Consider the following 16,820-nt stretch of genomic DNA (forward strand, 5'->3'; position numbering starts at 1 on the left):
CCGGGCTGGAAACGGACATGCTGCATTCCCACCTCACCACCCTCAACGCCGTGTCGCTGATGCTCAACACCTTCAAGGACCAAGGGCTGCCCAGTGACGCGCTGCTGGCCGGCAGCGGCATCAACGCCGCCGACCTGAGCCGCGCCGACACCCGCATCACCACCAACCAGGAAATGCTGGTGTGCGCCAACGCCGTGGCCCTGCAACGGGATATCGGCCTGGAGCTGGGCCGGCGCATGCACGTCTCCAGCTACGGCATGCTCGGTTATGCCCTGCTCACCAGTGCCACCTTAGGTGACGCTTTGCGCCTGGCGCTGCGTTATCCGGCGCTGTTGGGAACACTTTTCGAGCTGAGCCTGGAAGCGGACGGCGAGCTGATCTGGCTGACCGCCGCGGATTACCGCGAGAACCCGGCGCTGGCGACCTTCAATATCGAGTTCTGCCTGGTGTCGTTGAAGGTCATCTGCGATGACCTGCTGGGCCATCCGCTGCCCTTGCGCGGCGCCCGCTTCGACTACCCCGCGCCCGACTACCAGCGCCGCTACGCCGAGCGCTTCGACTGCCCGCTGCAATTCGATGCAACCTGCAATGCCTTCGCCTTCGACCGGCGCTGGCTCGAACAGCCGCTACCCCTGGCGGACGCCATCACCCACCAGGCCATGGCCGAACGCTGCCGCAAGCAGAACACCGAATTCACCGGGCGCCAGGCCTGGCTCGGACGCATCCGCCAGCTGCTGGCGGCGCAACTGGACGCCGCGCCGGGCCTGGAAGGCCTGGCCGAACAGATGAACTGCTCGGCCCGCACCCTGCGCCGGCACCTCAAGGACCTGGGGTGCAGCTATCAGGAACTGCTCGACGAGCTGCGCTTCGAACGAGCCAAGCAGATGCTCTGCGAGGACGACCTGCCGATCTACCGCATCGCCGAAGCCCTGGGCTTCAGCGAAACCGCGAGCTTCCGCCATGCCTTCGTGCGCTGGAGCGGCGTCGCCCCGAGCCAGTTCCGGCCCTGACACAAACCCCGGCATAAAACCGCCGATTGCATTACATTGCCGGCCTTTCATACCGGCAAGGGACTGCAAACGTGAACTTCTTTACAGGCATCGTTGCCAGGCACATCCGCTTTTGCGCGAGCAGCCTGGCGCTGCTGATGCTCGCCATCTCTCCCGCCGTCCAGGCATTCGACCTGGACCTGGCCAAGATCAAATGGTGGCAAGTCTCCCGCGGCATCGTCCTGGACGAACCGGAAACCGCCACCCTGCAGATCAAACCGTTCCCCCTGCCAGGCCTTGAGCAGCTGCCGGCGCGGATCGTGCTCAGCCAGTACCGCGGGCTGTTTTATCTCAACGCCTACCAGGACGCGCAGTACCAGCAGCGCATCTACAAGTCGCCGCCCTTGCCGCTGTTCAGCCCCGAGGAACTGCGGGCCTGCGTCTCTCCGGACGACCCGATCCAGGTCTCGGACAACTGGCCGCCGAGCAATCAGCTCGAAGTCGGGCTGAGCCTGACGCCCTTGAGCTTCAATTGCATCAGCCCGGACTGGCAGCTCAGCCAGCGTTATCTGCTGATCGACCAACGCTATCCGCAGCAGCCGATGCTGGCCGTCAGTCACCGCCGCGACCTGACCCAGATGGACTTCACGCCGCTGCAACCGATCGGCACCGAGATCGAGCAACAGTGGTTGTACGCCCTGCAGCGCTTTCCCCAGTGGTTCCGCCCCTTCAGCAGCGGCACGGGCCCGATCACCTTCAATGCCTATGCGCCAGCGGCCACGGCGGACGACGTCTGGGCGCGGTTCCGCGAACTCCACGAGCAACTGCGCAAAGCCAAGGACAAGGGGCCGGGCATCCGCCAGGTGGAAGACTTCTTCGCCGCCCATGACTTTCGCACCATGGCCCAGGACCGCAGCGAATACCCGGGCCTGCTCAACGACATCGCCTACTGGACCAGCGAGGCCGGCCAGCTGAAAACCGCCCGCCCCTGGCTGTTGGAGGTGTTGCGCCGGGAACCCGGGCGCATGCCGACCTACCTCAACCTGGCCGACCTGGACTGGGCTCAGTTCGAACAACGGCCGCTGGACAACATCCACCAGGGCCGCGCTATCGAGCGCTATCGGCTGTATTGCGGCCTGCGCCTGCAACGCCAGTTGAGCGTGCCGCCGCACGTATTGCAGCGCCTGGGCCTGAAGTCCGCCAACCCGCAGGCGTGCCAGGGCTTCTGGCCGCTGGTGGCCGCCGTGGATGCCGGCGACGCGGCCGAGGTCCGGCGCTTGCTGGCCAGCGGCGTCAGTGGCGAAGTCATGGCCGACGACGGGCGCAGTGCCCTGCTGCACGCCCTGGATGCGCCAAACCTGGAGATCGCCCGACTGCTGCTGGCCCACGGCGCCCATACCAGCGGCCAGTACAAATGGACCACCCTGGCCCTGCAGGCCATGGAGCGCGACCTCAAGGACAGCCCCGACCTGAACCAGGGCGGGCGTCTCAAATTCCTCCTGGAAGCCGGCGTCGCCATCGACGAGCAAAACAGCCGGGGCTACACCCCGCTGATGCAACTGGCCGAGCAGAAGCGCAACCTCGAAGGCTTCACCTGGCTGCTGCAACACCCGCAGAACCTCGAACTGCGCACCGTGGATGACAACGAAACCGCGCTGTACCGGGCGTTCTGGGGAAACAACTACACGGCCATGAGGCAACTGATCGAAGCCGGTGCCAATCTCAACCTGAACTACGGTCGTGGCACCTGCTCCAACCAGCAACCCGGCGGCCAGAGCCTGCTGACGTTCGTCGCCGACAAGACCTCCGCCGACGACAAGTCCCCCACTGTCAGCCAGCAGGAGACCCTGGACATGTTCACCCTGCTGCTGGAGAAAGGCGCCGATCCGAATGCCGGCCAGCGCTGCGAGAAAAACGGCCGCGCCCTGCTGCTGGGTATCCTCACCCGGAAAAAACGCGAGGACATGCTCCAGGTGCTGCAGCGCTTCGATCAAGCGCCGCCCGCAAGCTGACCCCGCTGGCGCCCCGCAATGGGGCGCCGTGCTGTTTCAAGGGGCGAATTGCGGACACAGGTTTTGGCCATATCGATCCCCTTTTGGCCGCTCCTGCCGTTCTCCAAAAGCCCCGGCGCCGCAAGACTGTGAGCACCGAACCAGCCTGCGGAGAACAAGAAATGCTGACGATCTACTCGGACGATCACCACCTGCACCACGGCCGCTGCGAACTGATCGACGGGCAACTGATGCCCTGCTTCGAAATGCCGTCGCGCGCCGACCACGTGCTGGACCGCGTGAAGTATCGCAACCTGGGCCCGGTCGAGGCGCCCAGGGACTTCGGCCTGGGGCCCATCGAGCGCATCCACAGCCGCGCCTACCTGGACTTCTTCAAGGGCGCCTGGGACCGCTGGGCCGCCCAGGGCATCGACGGCGACCTGCTGCCCTACACCTGGCCGGCGCGCACCCTGCGCAGCGTGATCCCCACCAGCCTGCACGGCCAGCTTGGCTACTACAGCTTCGACGGCGGCGCGCCGATCACCGCCGGCACCTGGCAGGCGGCCTACAGCGCCGCGCAAGTCGCCCTGACCGCCCAGGCGGTGATCCAGCGCGGCGCGCGCAGTGCCTTCGCCCTGTGCCGGCCACCGGGACACCATGCCGCCGGCGACCTGATGGGCGGCTACTGCTACCTGAACAACGCGGCCATCGCCGCCCAGGCCTTCCTTGACCAGGGCCACAAGAAGGTCGCGATCCTCGACGTCGACTATCACCATGGCAACGGCACCCAGTCGATTTTCTACGAACGCAGCGACGTGCTGTTCACCTCGATCCACGGCCACCCGGAAGCCGAATTCCCGTTCTTCCTGGGGTACGCGGACGAACTCGGCGAAGGTGCCGGCGAGGGCTTCAACTTCAACTACCCGCTGCCCGCCGGCAGCGGCTGGGACAGCTGGAGCGCGGCGCTGGAACAGGCCTGCGAGGAAATCCGCCGTTATGGCGCCGACATAGTGGTCGTATCGCTGGGCGTGGACACCTTCAAGGACGACCCGATCTCGCAGTTCAAGCTCGACAGCCCGGACTACCTGGCCATGGGGCAACGCATTGCCGCCCTGGGCACGCCGACGCTGTTCGTCATGGAAGGCGGCTACGCCGTGGAAGAGATCGGCATCAACGCCGTCAACGTTCTCGAAGGCTTTCAAAACGCCCAGTGAAGGAAACCCGCCACATGAACAGGCTCAAAAGCTACCTCTTGCCCGCGCTCTGCGCGGCGCTGCTGGGCGGTGCCGCACAGGCTGAAGAGCGCACCCTGCGCGTCTACAACTGGTTCGACTACATCACCCCCAAGGCCCTGGAAGACTTCAAGGCCGAGAACAGCCAGGTCAAGCTGGTCTACGACATCTTCGACACCAACGAGGCGCTGGAAGCCAAACTGCTGACCGGCAACTCCGGCTACGACGTGGTGGTGCCATCCAACGTGTTCCTCGCCAAGCAGATCGAGGCCGGGGTGTTCCAGCCGCTGGACCGCAGCAAGCTGCCGAACTGGAACCACCTCGATCCCAAGCTGATGCAGCTGATCGAGGCCAACGACCCGGGCAACCAGTTCGCCGTGCCCTACATGTACGGCACTATCCTGATCGGCTTCAACCCAGCCAAGGTCAAGGCCGCCCTCGGCGAGAACGCGCCGGTGGACAGCTGGGACCTGATCTTCAAGGAAGAGAACATCAGCAAGCTCAAGCAGTGCGGCGTGGCCCTGCTCGACTCGCCGTCGGAGATCCTGCCGCTGGCCCTGCAGCACCTGGGCCTGGACCCCAACAGCAAGCAGCCGGCGGACTACGCCAAGGCCGAAGCGCTGCTGCTGAAGATCCGCCCCTACGTCACCTACTTCCACTCGTCCAAGTACATGGCCGACATCGCCAATGGCGATATCTGCGTGGCGGTGGGGTATTCCGGCAGCTTCTCCCAGGCCGCCAACCGCGCCAAGGAAGCCAAGAACGGCGTGGTGGTGGACATGCGCCTGCCCAAGGAAGGGGCGCCGATCTGGTTCGACATGCTGGCGATCCCCAAAGGGGCGAAGAACCCGGACGATGCCTACCGCTTCATCAACTACCTGCTGCAGCCGAAGGTGATCGCCCCGGTCAGCGACTTCGTCGGCTACCCGAACCCGAACAAGGACGCCACTGAGCGGGTCGATCCGTCGATCCGCAACAACCCCAACCTGTACCCGACCGACGCGGCGATGAGCACGCTGTACACCCTGCGGCCGCTACCTCGCGACGCGGAACGGGCACGGACCCGGGCCTGGACCAAGATCAAGGCCGGGACCTGATTACCCGGTTCTTCCGTGGGAACGAAGCTTGCTCGCGATAGCCGCGCAGCGGCGATCTGGCCGCTATACCGCACCATCGTTTACGCCCTTCGCGGGCAAGCCTCGCTCCTACAGAAGCTTGGATACACGGCGTTTCAGCACCCCGTCAGCCCTTGCGGTTGACGCTCCTCGGCAAAGAACCACGGCCGCAGGCGCACGCCTACGCCATTGCCGATAAAGGCCGCTACCAGCCACAGCCAGCCGTGCAGGCTGCCGGAGGCGATACCGCTGAAGTAGGCGCCGATGTTGCAGCCGTAGGCCAGGCGCGCACCGTAACCCAGCAGCAAACCACCAATCACCGCCGCCACCAGCGAGCGCGCGGGAATCTTCAGGCTTGGCGCGAAACGCCCGGCCAGGCCCGCCGCCAGCAAGGCGCCGAAGACGATGCCGATATCCATCACGCTGGTGATGTCCTGCCACACCGGCGCGGCCAGGGCCTTGGCGTTCGCCGCGCCCTGCCAGAACACCCAGCTGCCGACATCCACCCCCAGCCCGCTGGCGACCTTGGCGCCCCACAGGGCAAACGCCGAGGTGATGCCCCAGGGCCGTCCGGCCAGGGCCAGGGTGGCGAAGTTCAACAGGGCCAGGGCGACCGCGCCCCACACCAGCGGCCAGGGCCCGCGCAGCAGGCGGCGCCAGCCCTGGTGCGCGCTGTCGACCGGCGCTTCCAGCGTGCCGTGGCGGCTCTTCTCCAGGCGTACCGTAACCAGGGCGATCAGGGCGAACAGACCGAGGCTGAGCCCCAATGCCGGCGCTACGCCGAAGCGCTGCACGATGGACACCGGCGGCAGCGACGGCAAGGCGAACCACCAGTCCACATGGTGGGTGGCGATCAGCGAACCGCAGATGAAAAACAGCAGGGTCACCAGCATCCGCGCGTTACCGCCGCCCACGGTAAACAGCGTGCCGGACGCGCAACCGCCGCCCAGCTGCATGCCGATGCCGAAGATGAACGCACCGACAATCACCGAGACCCCGGCCGGCGCCACCAGCCCCGTGACCGGCGAACCGAACAGGCTGCCCGCGCCCAGGGCCGGGAAGAACAGCAGCACCGCCAGCGCCAGCATGACCATCTGCGCCCGCAGGCCGGCGCCGCGACGATCGCGGATAAACACCCGCCAGGCCGAAGTGAAACCGAAGGCGGCGTGATACAGAGTCAGGCCCAGGGCCGCGCCCAGCAGCAACAGCCACACCTGGCGCGAGCCGACCTGGGCCTGCAGGAATACAGCGCCGGCCAGCAGCACGATCAAAGCGAACAAGGGCGCGCCGAACTTGCGTTCGGGCGTCGCGGAAAGAGTCAGGCTCATAAGGGTTCTCGGCAAAGACAATGGCCGCGAGTATAGCCGTCACACGCCCCAGGCCCGGCGCAGACGCTCCAGGGCACAGGCGATATCGGCTTCGGGCACCGCGGCGAAGCCCAGCACCAGGCCAGCGCGCTGGTCCGCCGGCTGGGGCGAGTCCGGCAGCCAGTAGTTGCTCAGGCCGTTGATCTCGACATCCACGGCGGCGGCCTGCGCCACCAGTTCGCGCTCCCGCGCCAGGCTCTGCACCGGGATCGTCAGGTGCAGGCCCGCCGCCACATTCGGTAACTTGCCCACCCCGGGGATATCCACAGGCCAGCCGGCCAGCAAGGCGTTGCGCCGACTCAGGGCGGCGCGGCGCATGCGCCGGATATGCCGCTGGAAATGCCCGGCGGCCATGAACTCGGCCATCACCGCCTGGGTGCTGACCTCGGAATGGCGCACATCCACCGCCCGGCGCTGAGCGAAGGGTTGCACCAGCGCCGGTGGCAGCACCAGGTAACCCAGGCGCAAGGCCGGGAACGCGACCTTGCCGAAGGTGCCGACGTACAGCACCCGGCCCTGCCGGTCGAGCGCCGCCAAGGGGGCCAGCGGCGCGCCGCTGTAGCGGTACTCGCCGTCATAGTCGTCCTCGACTATCCAGCCGTTGGTGCGCTCGGCCCAGGCCAGCAGTTCCAGGCGCCGGGCCAGGCTCAGGGTGACCCCGGTGGGGTACTGATGGGACGGCGTAACGTAGGCCAGTCGGCAATCGCTCAGGGCTGCCAGCGCCCCGCAGTCGAAGCCCTCGTTATCCACGGCCACCCCGTGCAGGCGCGCGCCGGCAATCGCAAAGGCATGCCCCGCCGCCCGATAGCCGGGGTTTTCCACAGCCACGCCGTCGCCAGGGTTCACCAGCAACTGTGCACAAAGGCTTATGCCCTGTTGTGCACCACTGGTGATCACAATTTGTTCAGCCGTGCATTGCATGCCGCGCGAACTGCGCAAGTAGGCGGCGATCAATCCGCGCAGGCGCTCCTCGCCGGCCGAATCGCCATAACACAGCTGGCCCAGATCCGGTTTGCGCCAGAAAGCCGCATTCAGCTTGGCCCAGACCTCGAACGGAAACAGATCGAAGGCCGGAATCCCCACCCGAAAAGCCCGTGGCGGACCGCTTTGCGAAGTCGCCAAATGGTGCTGTTCGACCCGCTCCAACGCCTCGCTGTGGATAACTTTACTGGATGTAATCCCAGGCAAACCCGGGCATTTTGTGGATAACCCTGTGGGTAAGCCTGGTGATAACCCTGTGGATACTTTTGTGGATAAATTTCTCGCCGACTTTTTGATCGGCAGCCGGCTCTCGGGCAATTGCGCCACATAGGTGCCATCGCCCACCCGGCCTTCGATAAAACCTTCGGCGTACAGCTGGTCGTAGGCGCGCACCACGCTGTTGCGGGAAATCTCCAGGGCCGCCGCCAGGTCGCGGCTGGCCGGCAGGCGCGTGCCGCTGGCCAGCCGGCCGTCCAGCACCCGCTGGCGCAAGGCCTGGTACAGCTGGCGGCTGAGCCCCTGGCCGCGGTCCAGCTCGATACCGGCGGGGTTGAAGGAAAGCGGCAATGTCGGGCTGTTCATGGACTCCCCCGGCCGGCTGAATGGACCCGCCAATGGACCTATGAAAATGACTGAAGATGGCTCTTACAACAGACCAATAGCCTGCCTAGGATGCAGCCATTCGCCAAGGATATTTTTCCATGTACCTACCCCGCGCTTTCGCCGAAGAAGACCTGCCTACCCTGCACCAGCTGATCGGGGAAACCCGCCTTGCCACCCTGGTGACCTACGGGGAGCGCGGCCTGCAGGCCAATCACCTGCCGCTGTCGTTCGCCCCGGACCAGGGCCCGTACGGCACCCTCTACGGCCACCTGGCCAGGGCCAACCCGCAATGGCAGGAACTGGCCAGCGGCGCCGAGGCGCTGCTGATCTTCCAGGGCGCCGAAGCCTACGTCAGCCCGTCGCTGTACCCGAGCAAGGCCGAGCACGGCAAAGTGGTGCCGACCTGGAACTACGTGAGCGTGCATGCCTACGGCGTGGCCGAGGTGTTCCACGATCCGCAGCGCATCCGCGAAGTGGTCAGCGCCCTGACCGACCAGCATGAAGCCGGCCGCGCCAGCCCCTGGAAATTCGAGGACGCCCCCGCCGAGTTCATGGACAGCATGCTGCGCGCCATCGTCGGCTTCGCCCTGCCGATCCAGCGCCTGGAGGGCAAGCGCAAACTCAGCCAGAACCGCACCGCCGCCGACATCGCCAGCGTGCGCGAAGGGTTGGCCGCCAGCGCCGATCCCCATGACCAGAGCATTTCCCAACTGATGCGCCAGGAGCAGCCATGAGCCAGATCCAGATTCGTTCCGTCACCGCCGCTGACCACGCAGCCTGGCTGCCGCTGTGGCAGGCCTACCTGCGTTTCTACGAGACCGAGCTGGCCGACGCGGTCACCCGCAGCACCTGGCAGCGCTTCCTCGATCCCGCCGAGCCGACCCACGCCGCCCTGGCCTGGGACGGCGAGCAGGCGGTGGGCATGGTGCATTTCATCTACCATCGCTCCAACTGGAGCATCGAGAACTCCTGCTACCTGCAGGACTTGCTGGTGGTCCCGGAGCAACGCGGCACCGGCGTCGGTCGCCAACTGATCGAATTCGTCTACGCCACCGCCAAGGCCGACGGCTGCTGCAAGGTCCACTGGCTGACCCACGAAACCAACGCCACCGCCATCCAGCTCTACGAGCGGATCGCCGAACGCCCGGGTTTCATTCAATTTCGCAAAGCCCTTTAAGTGTTCAAGGAGAACCCCATGCCGACCTCACTCGCCGACTGGAAAGGCGTGCCGCCGCCGTCGACCACCCTGCTCGAAGGGCACTTTATCCGCCTGGAAAAACTCGACCCGGCGCGCCACGCCGACGACCTGTGGCACGCCTTCCAGGGCCCGGGCGCCGACCCCAGGCTGTGGGACTACCTGCCCTACGGGCCCTTTACCGAGCGCAGCGCCTTCAATGACTGGCTGAACAACCATGCGGCCAACAGCGACCCGTATTTCTTCAGCGTGGTCGACCGGGCCAGCGGCCAGGTGCAGGGCCTGCTCAGCCTGATGTCGATCGTCCCGGCCCAGGGCCGCATCGAGATCGGCCACGTCACCTTCGGCGCACCCATGCAACGCTCGCCCAAGAGCACCGAAGCGGTGTACCTGCTGGCCAAGGAAGCCTTCGCCCTGGGCTATCGCCGCCTGGAGTGGAAGTGCAACAACGCCAACGCCCGCTCGCGTTATGCGGCCGAGCGCCTGGGTTTCAGTTTCGAAGGGGTGTTCCGCCAGCACATGGTGGTCAAGGGCCAGAACCGCGATACCGCCTGGTTCTCGATCCTCGATTCCGAATGGCCGAAGGTCGGCGCCGGGTTCGAGCGCTGGTTGAGCGAGGACAACCAGAGCGGCTCGGGGCAGTTGAAAGGGTTGGCGGAGTGCCGAGGGTAAGCCTGCGATAGACCCGCAGGGTCTCCGGCGGTTGCAGGATCCCCGCGAGCGTGCCGCTCGATCGCAGCCTTCGGCAGCGGCTACACAAAGCATGAGCACGACTCCATTATCGTGCCTGGCACTGCCCCTGTAGCCGCTGGCGCAGCCTGCGATAGACCCGCAGGGTCTTTGGCGGTTGCAAGATCCCCGCGAGCGTGCCGCTCGATCGCAGCCTTCGGCAGCGGCTACATAAAGCATCGAGCATGGTCGGGATATAGGAGTCGCACGGTTTAGGCCAGCTGCTGCGCCAGCACCGCAATGTGCTCCGGCCCGATACCGCAGCAACCGCCCAGGTGGCTGGCGCCGCGTTGCCGCCAGTCGGCCGCCCATTGCAGGTAACCCGGCGGGTCGAGGTCGTCGCGCAGCGGGTCGAGGCCATCGTTGGCCGTGGCTTCTTTCGGTTGCGGCGGGAAGGCGTTGGCGTAGGCGCCGATATGGATCTTCACCCCCAGCCGCTCGAAGGTTGCCCGCGCCGCGTCGATCGCCGCGCCTATCACTTCCGGCTGGCTGCAATTGAACAGCAGGGTTTCCACCCCCAGCTCGGCGGCCACCGCCGCCGCGTCCGCCACCGGCTCGCCGGAGCGCAGGCGTGGCACCTGGTCAGGGTTCTCATCGTGCAAGGTGAACGATAGCCAGAAGGGTTTGCCGTCCTTGGGCAGGCCGGCGTGGATCGCCCGCGCCTCGACCGTGGAGCTCTGGGTTTCCGCCAGCCACAGGTCGACATGCGGGGCCAGGCCGTTGACCAGCGGTGCCAGCAACTCGGCGGCACGACCGGCCTCGAACAGGTCCGGGCGATAGGAGCCGAACAGCGGCGGTAGCGAACCGGCTACCCGCACCGGTTTGCCGGAAGCCTGTACCGCGCGCCGCGCCAGTTCGCCGGCCAACGCCGCCAGCGCCTGGCCTTCGGCGGCAAAACGCGCTTCGCCGATGTGGAACGGCACCACTGCGTAGCTGTTGCTGGTGATGACGTTGGCACCGCTTTCGATATAAGCCGCATGCACCGCTTCCACTGCCTGCGGTGCTTCGCTCAGGGCCAGCGCCGACCACTCGGGCTGCCTGAACGGCGCCCCGCGGCGTTGCAGTTCACGACCCATGCCGCCATCCAGAATTACCCTGCTTTCTGCGCCCATATGCTTTTTTCTCATATGCTTATGAAAATAACTCACTACCTGAGTCGTTCTTATAACTATTTAATACGCACCATTCAGTTAATAACAACTTTTTTTCTGCCCGGGATTCCAATGAAATTCAAACCGCTGCTGGCCCTGGGCCTGACGATTCTCGCTGCCTCCAGCCAGGCTTTTGCCGGTGCCACCCTGGACCGTATCGAACAGAAAAAAGAGTTGGTCGGCGTGCTGATGGAAAGCTACCCGCCCTTCTCCTTCCTCAATGATCAGAATCAGCTCGATGGCTTCGACGTGGACGTGGCCAAGGCCGTGGCCGACAAACTGGGGGTGAAGCTGCGCCTGGAAACACCGTCCTGGGACGTGATCGCCGCCGGCCGCTGGAGCGGCCGCTACGACATCTGCATCTGCTCCATGACCCCGAGCAAGGCCCGCGCCGAAGTCTTCGACTTTCCAGTGCAGTACTACGCCTCGCCAGCGGTGATCGTAGTCAACGCCAAGGACGATCGTATCCACGGCGCCAAGGACCTGAGCGACAAGAAGGTCGGCCTGACCAGCGCGTCCAGCTACGAGAGCTACCTGAACAAGAACCTGGTGATCGAGGGTGCCGAGGACACCCGGTTGCAGTACCCGTTCGACAACGTGCAGATCGCCCCGTACGACACCGACAACGTGGCCTTCCAGGACCTCGGCCTGGGCGCTGGCGTGCGCCTGGACGCGATCCTCACCAACCTGGTAACGGCCCAGCCGCGCCTGGCCCAGGACCCGCGCTTCAAGCTCGCCGGCGAGCCGCTGTACGCCGAACCCAACTCGGTGGCCATCGAAAAAGGCGACGCCCAGTGGCATGCCAAGGTCCGTGAGGTGTTCGCCCAGCTGAAGCAGGACGGCACCCTGAGCAAGCTCTCGCAGAAATGGATCGGCGCCGACATCAGCCAATGACTTCTCTTTCGCAACCACCTCGGCCACCGCAAGCGCTGGCCGAGCCGCTGGTCAAACGCCTCTTCGGTTTCCGCACCCGCCTGTACCTGACCTGGGCGGTGCTGTTCGGCCTGTTCGCCAGTTTCTTCCTGAGCTTCGACCTGAAGTTCTCGATCATCCTCGACAAGCTGCCCAACCTGCTCGGCATCACCCTGGCCCCCAACGGGTTTCTGCAAGGCGCGGCGCTGACCCTGTTCCTCTGCCTCTGCTCAATCGTGCTGTCGTCGCTGCTGGGCTTCGTCACCGCGCTGGCCCGGTTGTCGAAAAGCGCCGTGGCCTTTGGCATCGCCAGCTTCTACGCCTCGTTCTTTCGCGGCACGCCGCTGTTGATCCAGATCCTGCTGATCTACCTCGGCCTGCCGCAACTGGGCGTGGTGCCGGGCGCCATCGCCGCGGGGATCATCGCCCTGTCGCTGAACTACGGCGCCTACCTCAGCGAGATCTTCCGCGCCGGCATCCTCGGCGTGCCCCACGGCCAACGCCAGGCGGCCCTGGCCCTGGGCATGAGTGACAGCGTGATCTTCTGGCAGGTGACCCTGCCCCAGGCCATGCGCACCATCATCCCGCCGGCCACCAACCAGTTCATCTCGATGCTCAAGGATTCGTCGCTGATCTCGGTGATGGGCGTCTGGGAAGTGATGTTCCTGGCCCAGTCCTACGGCCGCTCCAGCTACCGCTACATCGAAATGCTCAGCACCGCGGCGATCATCTACTGGCTGCTGTCGATCGGCCTGGAACTGATCCAGGCGCGGATGGAAAGGCATTACGGCAAGGCCTACGCCGAGCGCGACTGAGGCTCAGTGGGGTGCCGAGGGCTCGGGCGTACCCGGGCCCTTTTCCAGGCGCTCGAGATCATTGAGCAGCGAGCGGGCGCGACTGGTTTTCTGCACAGCCACCACCCCCATCTGCAAACCGAAGGGCCTGAACACCGCGTTCAACGACTTGAGGGTCGGGTTGCCGTCACCGTGTTCGATGTGGATCAGGGTGCGCAGGGAAATCCGGCACATCCTGGCGAACTGGCTCTGATGCAGCCCCGTGACTTCGCTGCGCAGGCGCCTGACCGCATCGCCAAGCGGCAAGCGGCCGGCCGCCAGCTCCTGCTGGATGTTGTCGATCAGCGCACCGCGCTCTTCCAGGGTTGTACTCATCGCAGTCCCCACTCCTGCAGGCGTCGGTCCAAGTGGCGCAAGTGAATGCGCGGGTGATTCAGGGTGGCGTCGGGCAAGCCGCTGGCGTGCAACAGGTCCGGCAAGGCCCGCAGCCGTTCGGCATCTTCCCGCAGGCGCGCCAGGGCGGCTTCAGGGTCGAGCAGCGGCTTCAGGCTCGCGCATACCAGGCGCCAGTCCACGTCGCCCGCCACTTCCATGCGCCCGGGCCATTTGATGGTCCGGGTAATGCCCTCATCGTCCATGACCGTGGGTGCCAGATCGTAGATCGGCGCCAGCTGCACCCGACTGTCGGTGCGGATGACCGAGAGGTTACGTCCATGATTGTCCGAGTTGCCGAGGATCTTGTTGAGCAGGTCCCGGCGCAGGTAATCCGCCACCAGCTCGGGGATCGCCGATTCCTGGCCCGTGGCTCGCCACAGTTCGGCGAGGATCCCCAGCACCTCGGTGTGCCTCATGCCCTGGCCATGGCCCACCAGCCCCGCCAGGGAATAGATCGACTCCACCGCCAGGCGCTCCACCCCCGCCGGCGTTACCCGACGGTCGAAGCGCTGCATCCACAGGCTGGGCCTGGGGCCTTCTTCCAGGGCCAGGCCCTCGGCCGGCAGCGTATCGATGCCCAACTGTTGCAGCGCCCGGTAATAGTGGAATTCGCTCCTGAGGATGTCGCCGTCATTCTGCGTGGCCGGGTTACGGGGAAACTTCACCCACCAGTGGCACGCCGCCGAGGCATCGTCGAGCAACGCGTCGGGGTACAGCAGGCCCTCGCGGTTTTGAGCCAGCAGCAGCTTGGGTGCTTCGTCGCCGATGCTCGCAGTACCGCCGAACGCCGCGCCCTGCTCGTGGGCGTACTCGAGAAAGCGGTTATCGAGGGCGATCACCTGGTCCCGGGAAAACCCCAGCGCCGGGCGCCTGCGCAAGCCCGCCAGCGACTCCTTGATCCGCAGGTTGCCGATGGGCGCCGCGCTGGACCGGCTCAAGAGGAACAACTCGACGCCCATGCCGTCCGGCCGCTCGTGGCCAATCTGGCGCAGCAGGAAGCGCCCGGTCGCTGCCGCCGGGGCAAGGTCATAGAGAAAGGCCGGGGCTCGTTCTTCCCGCCACGACTCCCAGCCCAATGGGATCTGCGCACTGACCGACCTGGCCAGCGGGCTGGCGACAGCCTCCAGGTTATCCACCAGGTACTGCTGGACATAACCAAAACGGCAGGGGCTGGAGAAGCCCTCTTCGGGCCTGTCGAAGGTCAGGGTCATGGCGTCGTTCCATGCCCCTGCGCAGTAGAGCTGCAAAGTCAGCCGAAGCACTTTGTTACCTGCATTTTAGTGCACTTTTAATGAGCCATAAGGCATTTAAGTGCATTGTAATGCATATATATAAAATTCAGAACGGAATAAGTGCACTAAAATACACTCATATGATGTTCGTTCCAGCCTGGAAATATCCCTCAAGCCGCCTGTAGCGGCACGCGCATCGCTCCCCGCCGTCCCGGGCAACAGGCAAAAAAAAAGGGAGGCCGTAGCCCCCCCGAGGTAAAACGTTACCGATGAAGGATTGAAAATCAGCCTTCGATCTCGATCAGGATTTCACCCGGGTTGACCCGGTCGCCCTTGGCCACGTGGATGGCGGTGACCTTGCCGGCGATGGCCGCCTGGACTTCGGTTTCCATCTTCATGGCTTCGGTGATCAGCACCGCCTGGCCGGCCTTGACGGTGTCACCTTCCTTGACCAGCACGTCGACGATGTTGCCCGGCATGGTGGTGCTGACGTGGCCCGGCGCGCTGGCCTGCTTGCGCTTGCTGCTGCCACCGCCGACGAACTCGTTGAGCGGCTCGAACACCACTTCTTCCGGCATGCCGTCGATGGACAGGTAGAAGTGGCGCTTGCCTTCGGCCTTCACGCCGACACCGGTGATGTCGACGCGGTAGGTCTCGCCGTGCACGTCGATGACGAACTCGGTCGGTACGCCTTCGCCGCCGGCCGAGCTCACGCCGCCCGCTTCCGGAATCGGCAGCAGCACTTCCGGCGTCAGGGTGCCGGCTTCGCGTTCTTCGAGGAACTTGCGCCCGATGTCCGGGAACATGGCGTAGGTCAGCACGTCTTCTTCGGATTTGGCCAGGGCGCCGATGTCATTGCGCAGCTTGGTCATTTCCGGCTTCAGCAGGTCGGCCGGGCGCACGTCGATCACTTCTTCGCTGCCGATGGCCTGGCGCCGCAGCTTCTCGTCCACCTCGCCCGGTGCCTTGCCGTAGCCACCTTGCAGGTACAGCTTCACCTCGTTGGTGATGGTCTTGTAGCGCTCGCCGGCCAGCACGTTGAAGAACGCCTGGGTGCCGACGATCTGCGAAGTCGGGGTCACCAGCGGCGGGTAGCCGAGGTCGTGACGCACCCGCGGGATCTCCGCCAGCACTTCGTTCATGCGGTTCAGGGCGCCCTGCTCCTTGAGCTGGTTGGCCAGGTTGGAAATCATCCCGCCCGGCACCTGGTTGACCTGCACCCGGGTGTCGACCGCGGTGAATTCGCTTTCGAACTGGTGGTACTTCTTGCGCACGGCATAGAAGTACAGGCCGATCTCCTGCAGCAGTTCCAGGTCCAGGCCGGTGTCGAATTCGCTGCCTTTGAGGGCGGCGACCATCGACTCGGTGCCCGGGTGGCTGGTGCCCCAGGCGAAGCTGGAGATCGCGGTGTCGATATGGTCGGCGCCGTTCTCGATAGCCTTGAGCTGGCACATCGCGGCCAGGCCGGCGGTGTCATGGGAGTGGACGAACACCGGCAGCGATTGCTCGGCCTTCAGCGCCTTGACCAGTTCGCCAGTGGCATAAGGGGTCAGCAGGCCGGCCATGTCCTTGATCGCCACCGAGTCGCAACCCATGGATTCCATCTGCTTGGCCTGGGCCACGAACGCCTCGATGGTGTGCACCGGGCTGGTGGTGTAGGCGATGGTGCCCTGGGCGTGCTTGCCGGCGGCTTTCACCGCTTCGATGGCCACCCGCAGGTTACGCACGTCGTTCATGGCGTCGAAGATGCGGAACACGTCGATGCCGTTGACCGCCGCCTTGGCGACGAAGGCCTTGACCACGTCGTCGCTGTAATGGCGGTAGCCCAGCAGGTTCTGCCCGCGCAGGAGCATTTGCAGGCGGGTGTTGGGCAGCGCGGCGCGCAGTTTGCGCAGGCGCTCCCACGGGTCTTCCTTGAGGAAGCGCACGCAGGCGTCGAAGGTCGCGCCGCCCCAGACTTCCAGCGACCAGTAGCCGACTTTGTCGAGCTTGTCGCAGATCGGCAGCATGTCTTCGGTGCGCATGCGGGTCGCCAGCAGCGATTGGTGGGCGTCACGCAGGATGGTGTCGGTAACAAAAATCTTCTTGCTCATT

The 16,820-nt window shown here is 65.3% G+C and carries 14 protein-coding genes and 1 pseudogene; 9 read left to right on the forward strand and 6 right to left on the reverse strand.

Annotated features, from left to right (window positions below):
- The first annotated feature begins 17 nt into the window (after positions 1 to 17).
- The 4 genes from C4K27_RS30550 to C4K27_RS30565 all read left to right on the forward strand — a co-directional run bounded on the left by C4K27_RS30550 (position 18) and on the right by C4K27_RS30565 (position 5,309).
- Complete coding sequence (locus C4K27_RS30550; protein WP_053263139.1) at positions 18 to 1,010, forward strand: AraC family transcriptional regulator; 993 nt, start codon at positions 18 to 20, stop codon at positions 1,008 to 1,010.
- Between the two features lie 71 nt (positions 1,011 to 1,081).
- Entirely contained in the window at positions 1,082 to 3,001 is a 1,920-nt protein-coding gene (locus C4K27_RS30555) for an ankyrin repeat domain-containing protein (protein ID WP_053263140.1), read from the forward strand.
- Between the two features lie 161 nt (positions 3,002 to 3,162).
- Positions 3,163 to 4,194 carry a histone deacetylase family protein gene (locus tag C4K27_RS30560; RefSeq protein WP_053263141.1) on the forward strand — a complete coding sequence of 344 codons (1,032 nt, stop codon included), beginning with the start codon at positions 3,163 to 3,165 and terminating at the stop codon, positions 4,192 to 4,194.
- 14 nt (positions 4,195 to 4,208) lie between these two features.
- On the forward strand, positions 4,209 to 5,309 hold the full coding sequence (locus C4K27_RS30565; RefSeq protein ID WP_053263142.1) for a polyamine ABC transporter substrate-binding protein: 1,101 nt from the start codon (positions 4,209 to 4,211) through the stop codon (positions 5,307 to 5,309).
- A gap of 134 nt (positions 5,310 to 5,443) precedes the next feature.
- Here C4K27_RS30565 and C4K27_RS30570 read toward each other — a convergent pair whose 3' ends face one another.
- Positions 5,444 to 6,655: a YeeE/YedE family protein gene (locus C4K27_RS30570; protein WP_053263143.1), complete on the reverse strand. Its 1,212-nt coding sequence runs from the start codon at positions 6,653 to 6,655 to the stop codon at positions 5,444 to 5,446.
- 39 nt (positions 6,656 to 6,694) lie between these two features.
- Positions 6,695 to 8,257 carry a MocR-like pyridoxine biosynthesis transcription factor PdxR gene (pdxR, locus tag C4K27_RS30575; RefSeq protein WP_053263144.1) on the reverse strand — a complete coding sequence of 521 codons (1,563 nt, stop codon included), beginning with the start codon at positions 8,255 to 8,257 and terminating at the stop codon, positions 6,695 to 6,697.
- Positions 8,258 to 8,376: 119 nt separating this feature from the next.
- Between pdxR and C4K27_RS30580 the strand changes: the two genes are divergently transcribed.
- From C4K27_RS30580 to C4K27_RS30590, 3 genes are read left to right on the forward strand one after another with little or no spacing between them, the layout of a single operon-like run.
- Positions 8,377 to 9,012, forward strand: a complete 636-nt coding sequence (locus tag C4K27_RS30580; protein WP_053263145.1) for an FMN-binding negative transcriptional regulator — start codon at positions 8,377 to 8,379, stop codon at positions 9,010 to 9,012.
- Positions 9,009 to 9,455: a GNAT family N-acetyltransferase gene (locus C4K27_RS30585; protein ID WP_053263146.1), complete on the forward strand. Its 447-nt coding sequence runs from the start codon at positions 9,009 to 9,011 to the stop codon at positions 9,453 to 9,455. Before C4K27_RS30580 ends, C4K27_RS30585 begins: the two co-directional genes overlap by 4 nt.
- An 18-nt stretch (positions 9,456 to 9,473) precedes the next feature.
- Complete coding sequence (locus tag C4K27_RS30590) at positions 9,474 to 10,145, forward strand: GNAT family N-acetyltransferase (RefSeq protein WP_053263147.1); 672 nt, start codon at positions 9,474 to 9,476, stop codon at positions 10,143 to 10,145.
- Between the two features lie 269 nt (positions 10,146 to 10,414).
- Here C4K27_RS30590 and C4K27_RS30595 read toward each other — a convergent pair whose 3' ends face one another.
- Entirely contained in the window at positions 10,415 to 11,314 is a 900-nt protein-coding gene (locus C4K27_RS30595) for a homocysteine S-methyltransferase family protein (protein ID WP_053263148.1), read from the reverse strand.
- A 111-nt stretch (positions 11,315 to 11,425) separates the two neighbouring features.
- Between C4K27_RS30595 and C4K27_RS30600 the strand changes: the two genes are divergently transcribed.
- Together C4K27_RS30600 and C4K27_RS30605 are read left to right on the forward strand one after the other, a co-directional pair.
- On the forward strand, positions 11,426 to 12,247 hold the full coding sequence (locus tag C4K27_RS30600) for an ABC transporter substrate-binding protein (RefSeq protein ID WP_053263149.1): 822 nt from the start codon (positions 11,426 to 11,428) through the stop codon (positions 12,245 to 12,247).
- Positions 12,244 to 13,080 carry an amino acid ABC transporter permease gene (locus tag C4K27_RS30605; protein ID WP_053263150.1) on the forward strand — a complete coding sequence of 279 codons (837 nt, stop codon included), beginning with the start codon at positions 12,244 to 12,246 and terminating at the stop codon, positions 13,078 to 13,080. Before C4K27_RS30600 ends, C4K27_RS30605 begins: the two co-directional genes overlap by 4 nt.
- An 87-nt stretch (positions 13,081 to 13,167) precedes the next feature.
- On the opposite strand, the pseudogene C4K27_RS30610 reads toward C4K27_RS30605, so the two are convergent.
- From C4K27_RS30610 to oadA, 3 genes and pseudogenes are all read right to left on the reverse strand, one after another.
- A pseudogene (locus C4K27_RS30610) lies at positions 13,168 to 13,434 on the reverse strand (helix-turn-helix domain-containing protein); the annotation flags it as partial.
- Positions 13,431 to 14,705, reverse strand: a complete 1,275-nt coding sequence (locus tag C4K27_RS30615) for a type II toxin-antitoxin system HipA family toxin (protein WP_053263152.1) — start codon at positions 14,703 to 14,705, stop codon at positions 13,431 to 13,433. The pseudogene C4K27_RS30610 and the gene C4K27_RS30615, both read right to left, overlap by 4 nt.
- A gap of 305 nt (positions 14,706 to 15,010) precedes the next feature.
- Complete coding sequence (oadA, locus tag C4K27_RS30620; protein WP_009041393.1) at positions 15,011 to 16,819, reverse strand: sodium-extruding oxaloacetate decarboxylase subunit alpha; 1,809 nt, start codon at positions 16,817 to 16,819, stop codon at positions 15,011 to 15,013.
- Between the last annotated feature and the right edge of the window lies 1 nt (position 16,820).

Origin of the sequence: Pseudomonas chlororaphis subsp. chlororaphis, assembly GCF_003945765.1 — a bacterium.
In the GTDB taxonomy this organism is placed as follows: domain Bacteria; phylum Pseudomonadota; class Gammaproteobacteria; order Pseudomonadales; family Pseudomonadaceae; genus Aquipseudomonas; species Aquipseudomonas chlororaphis.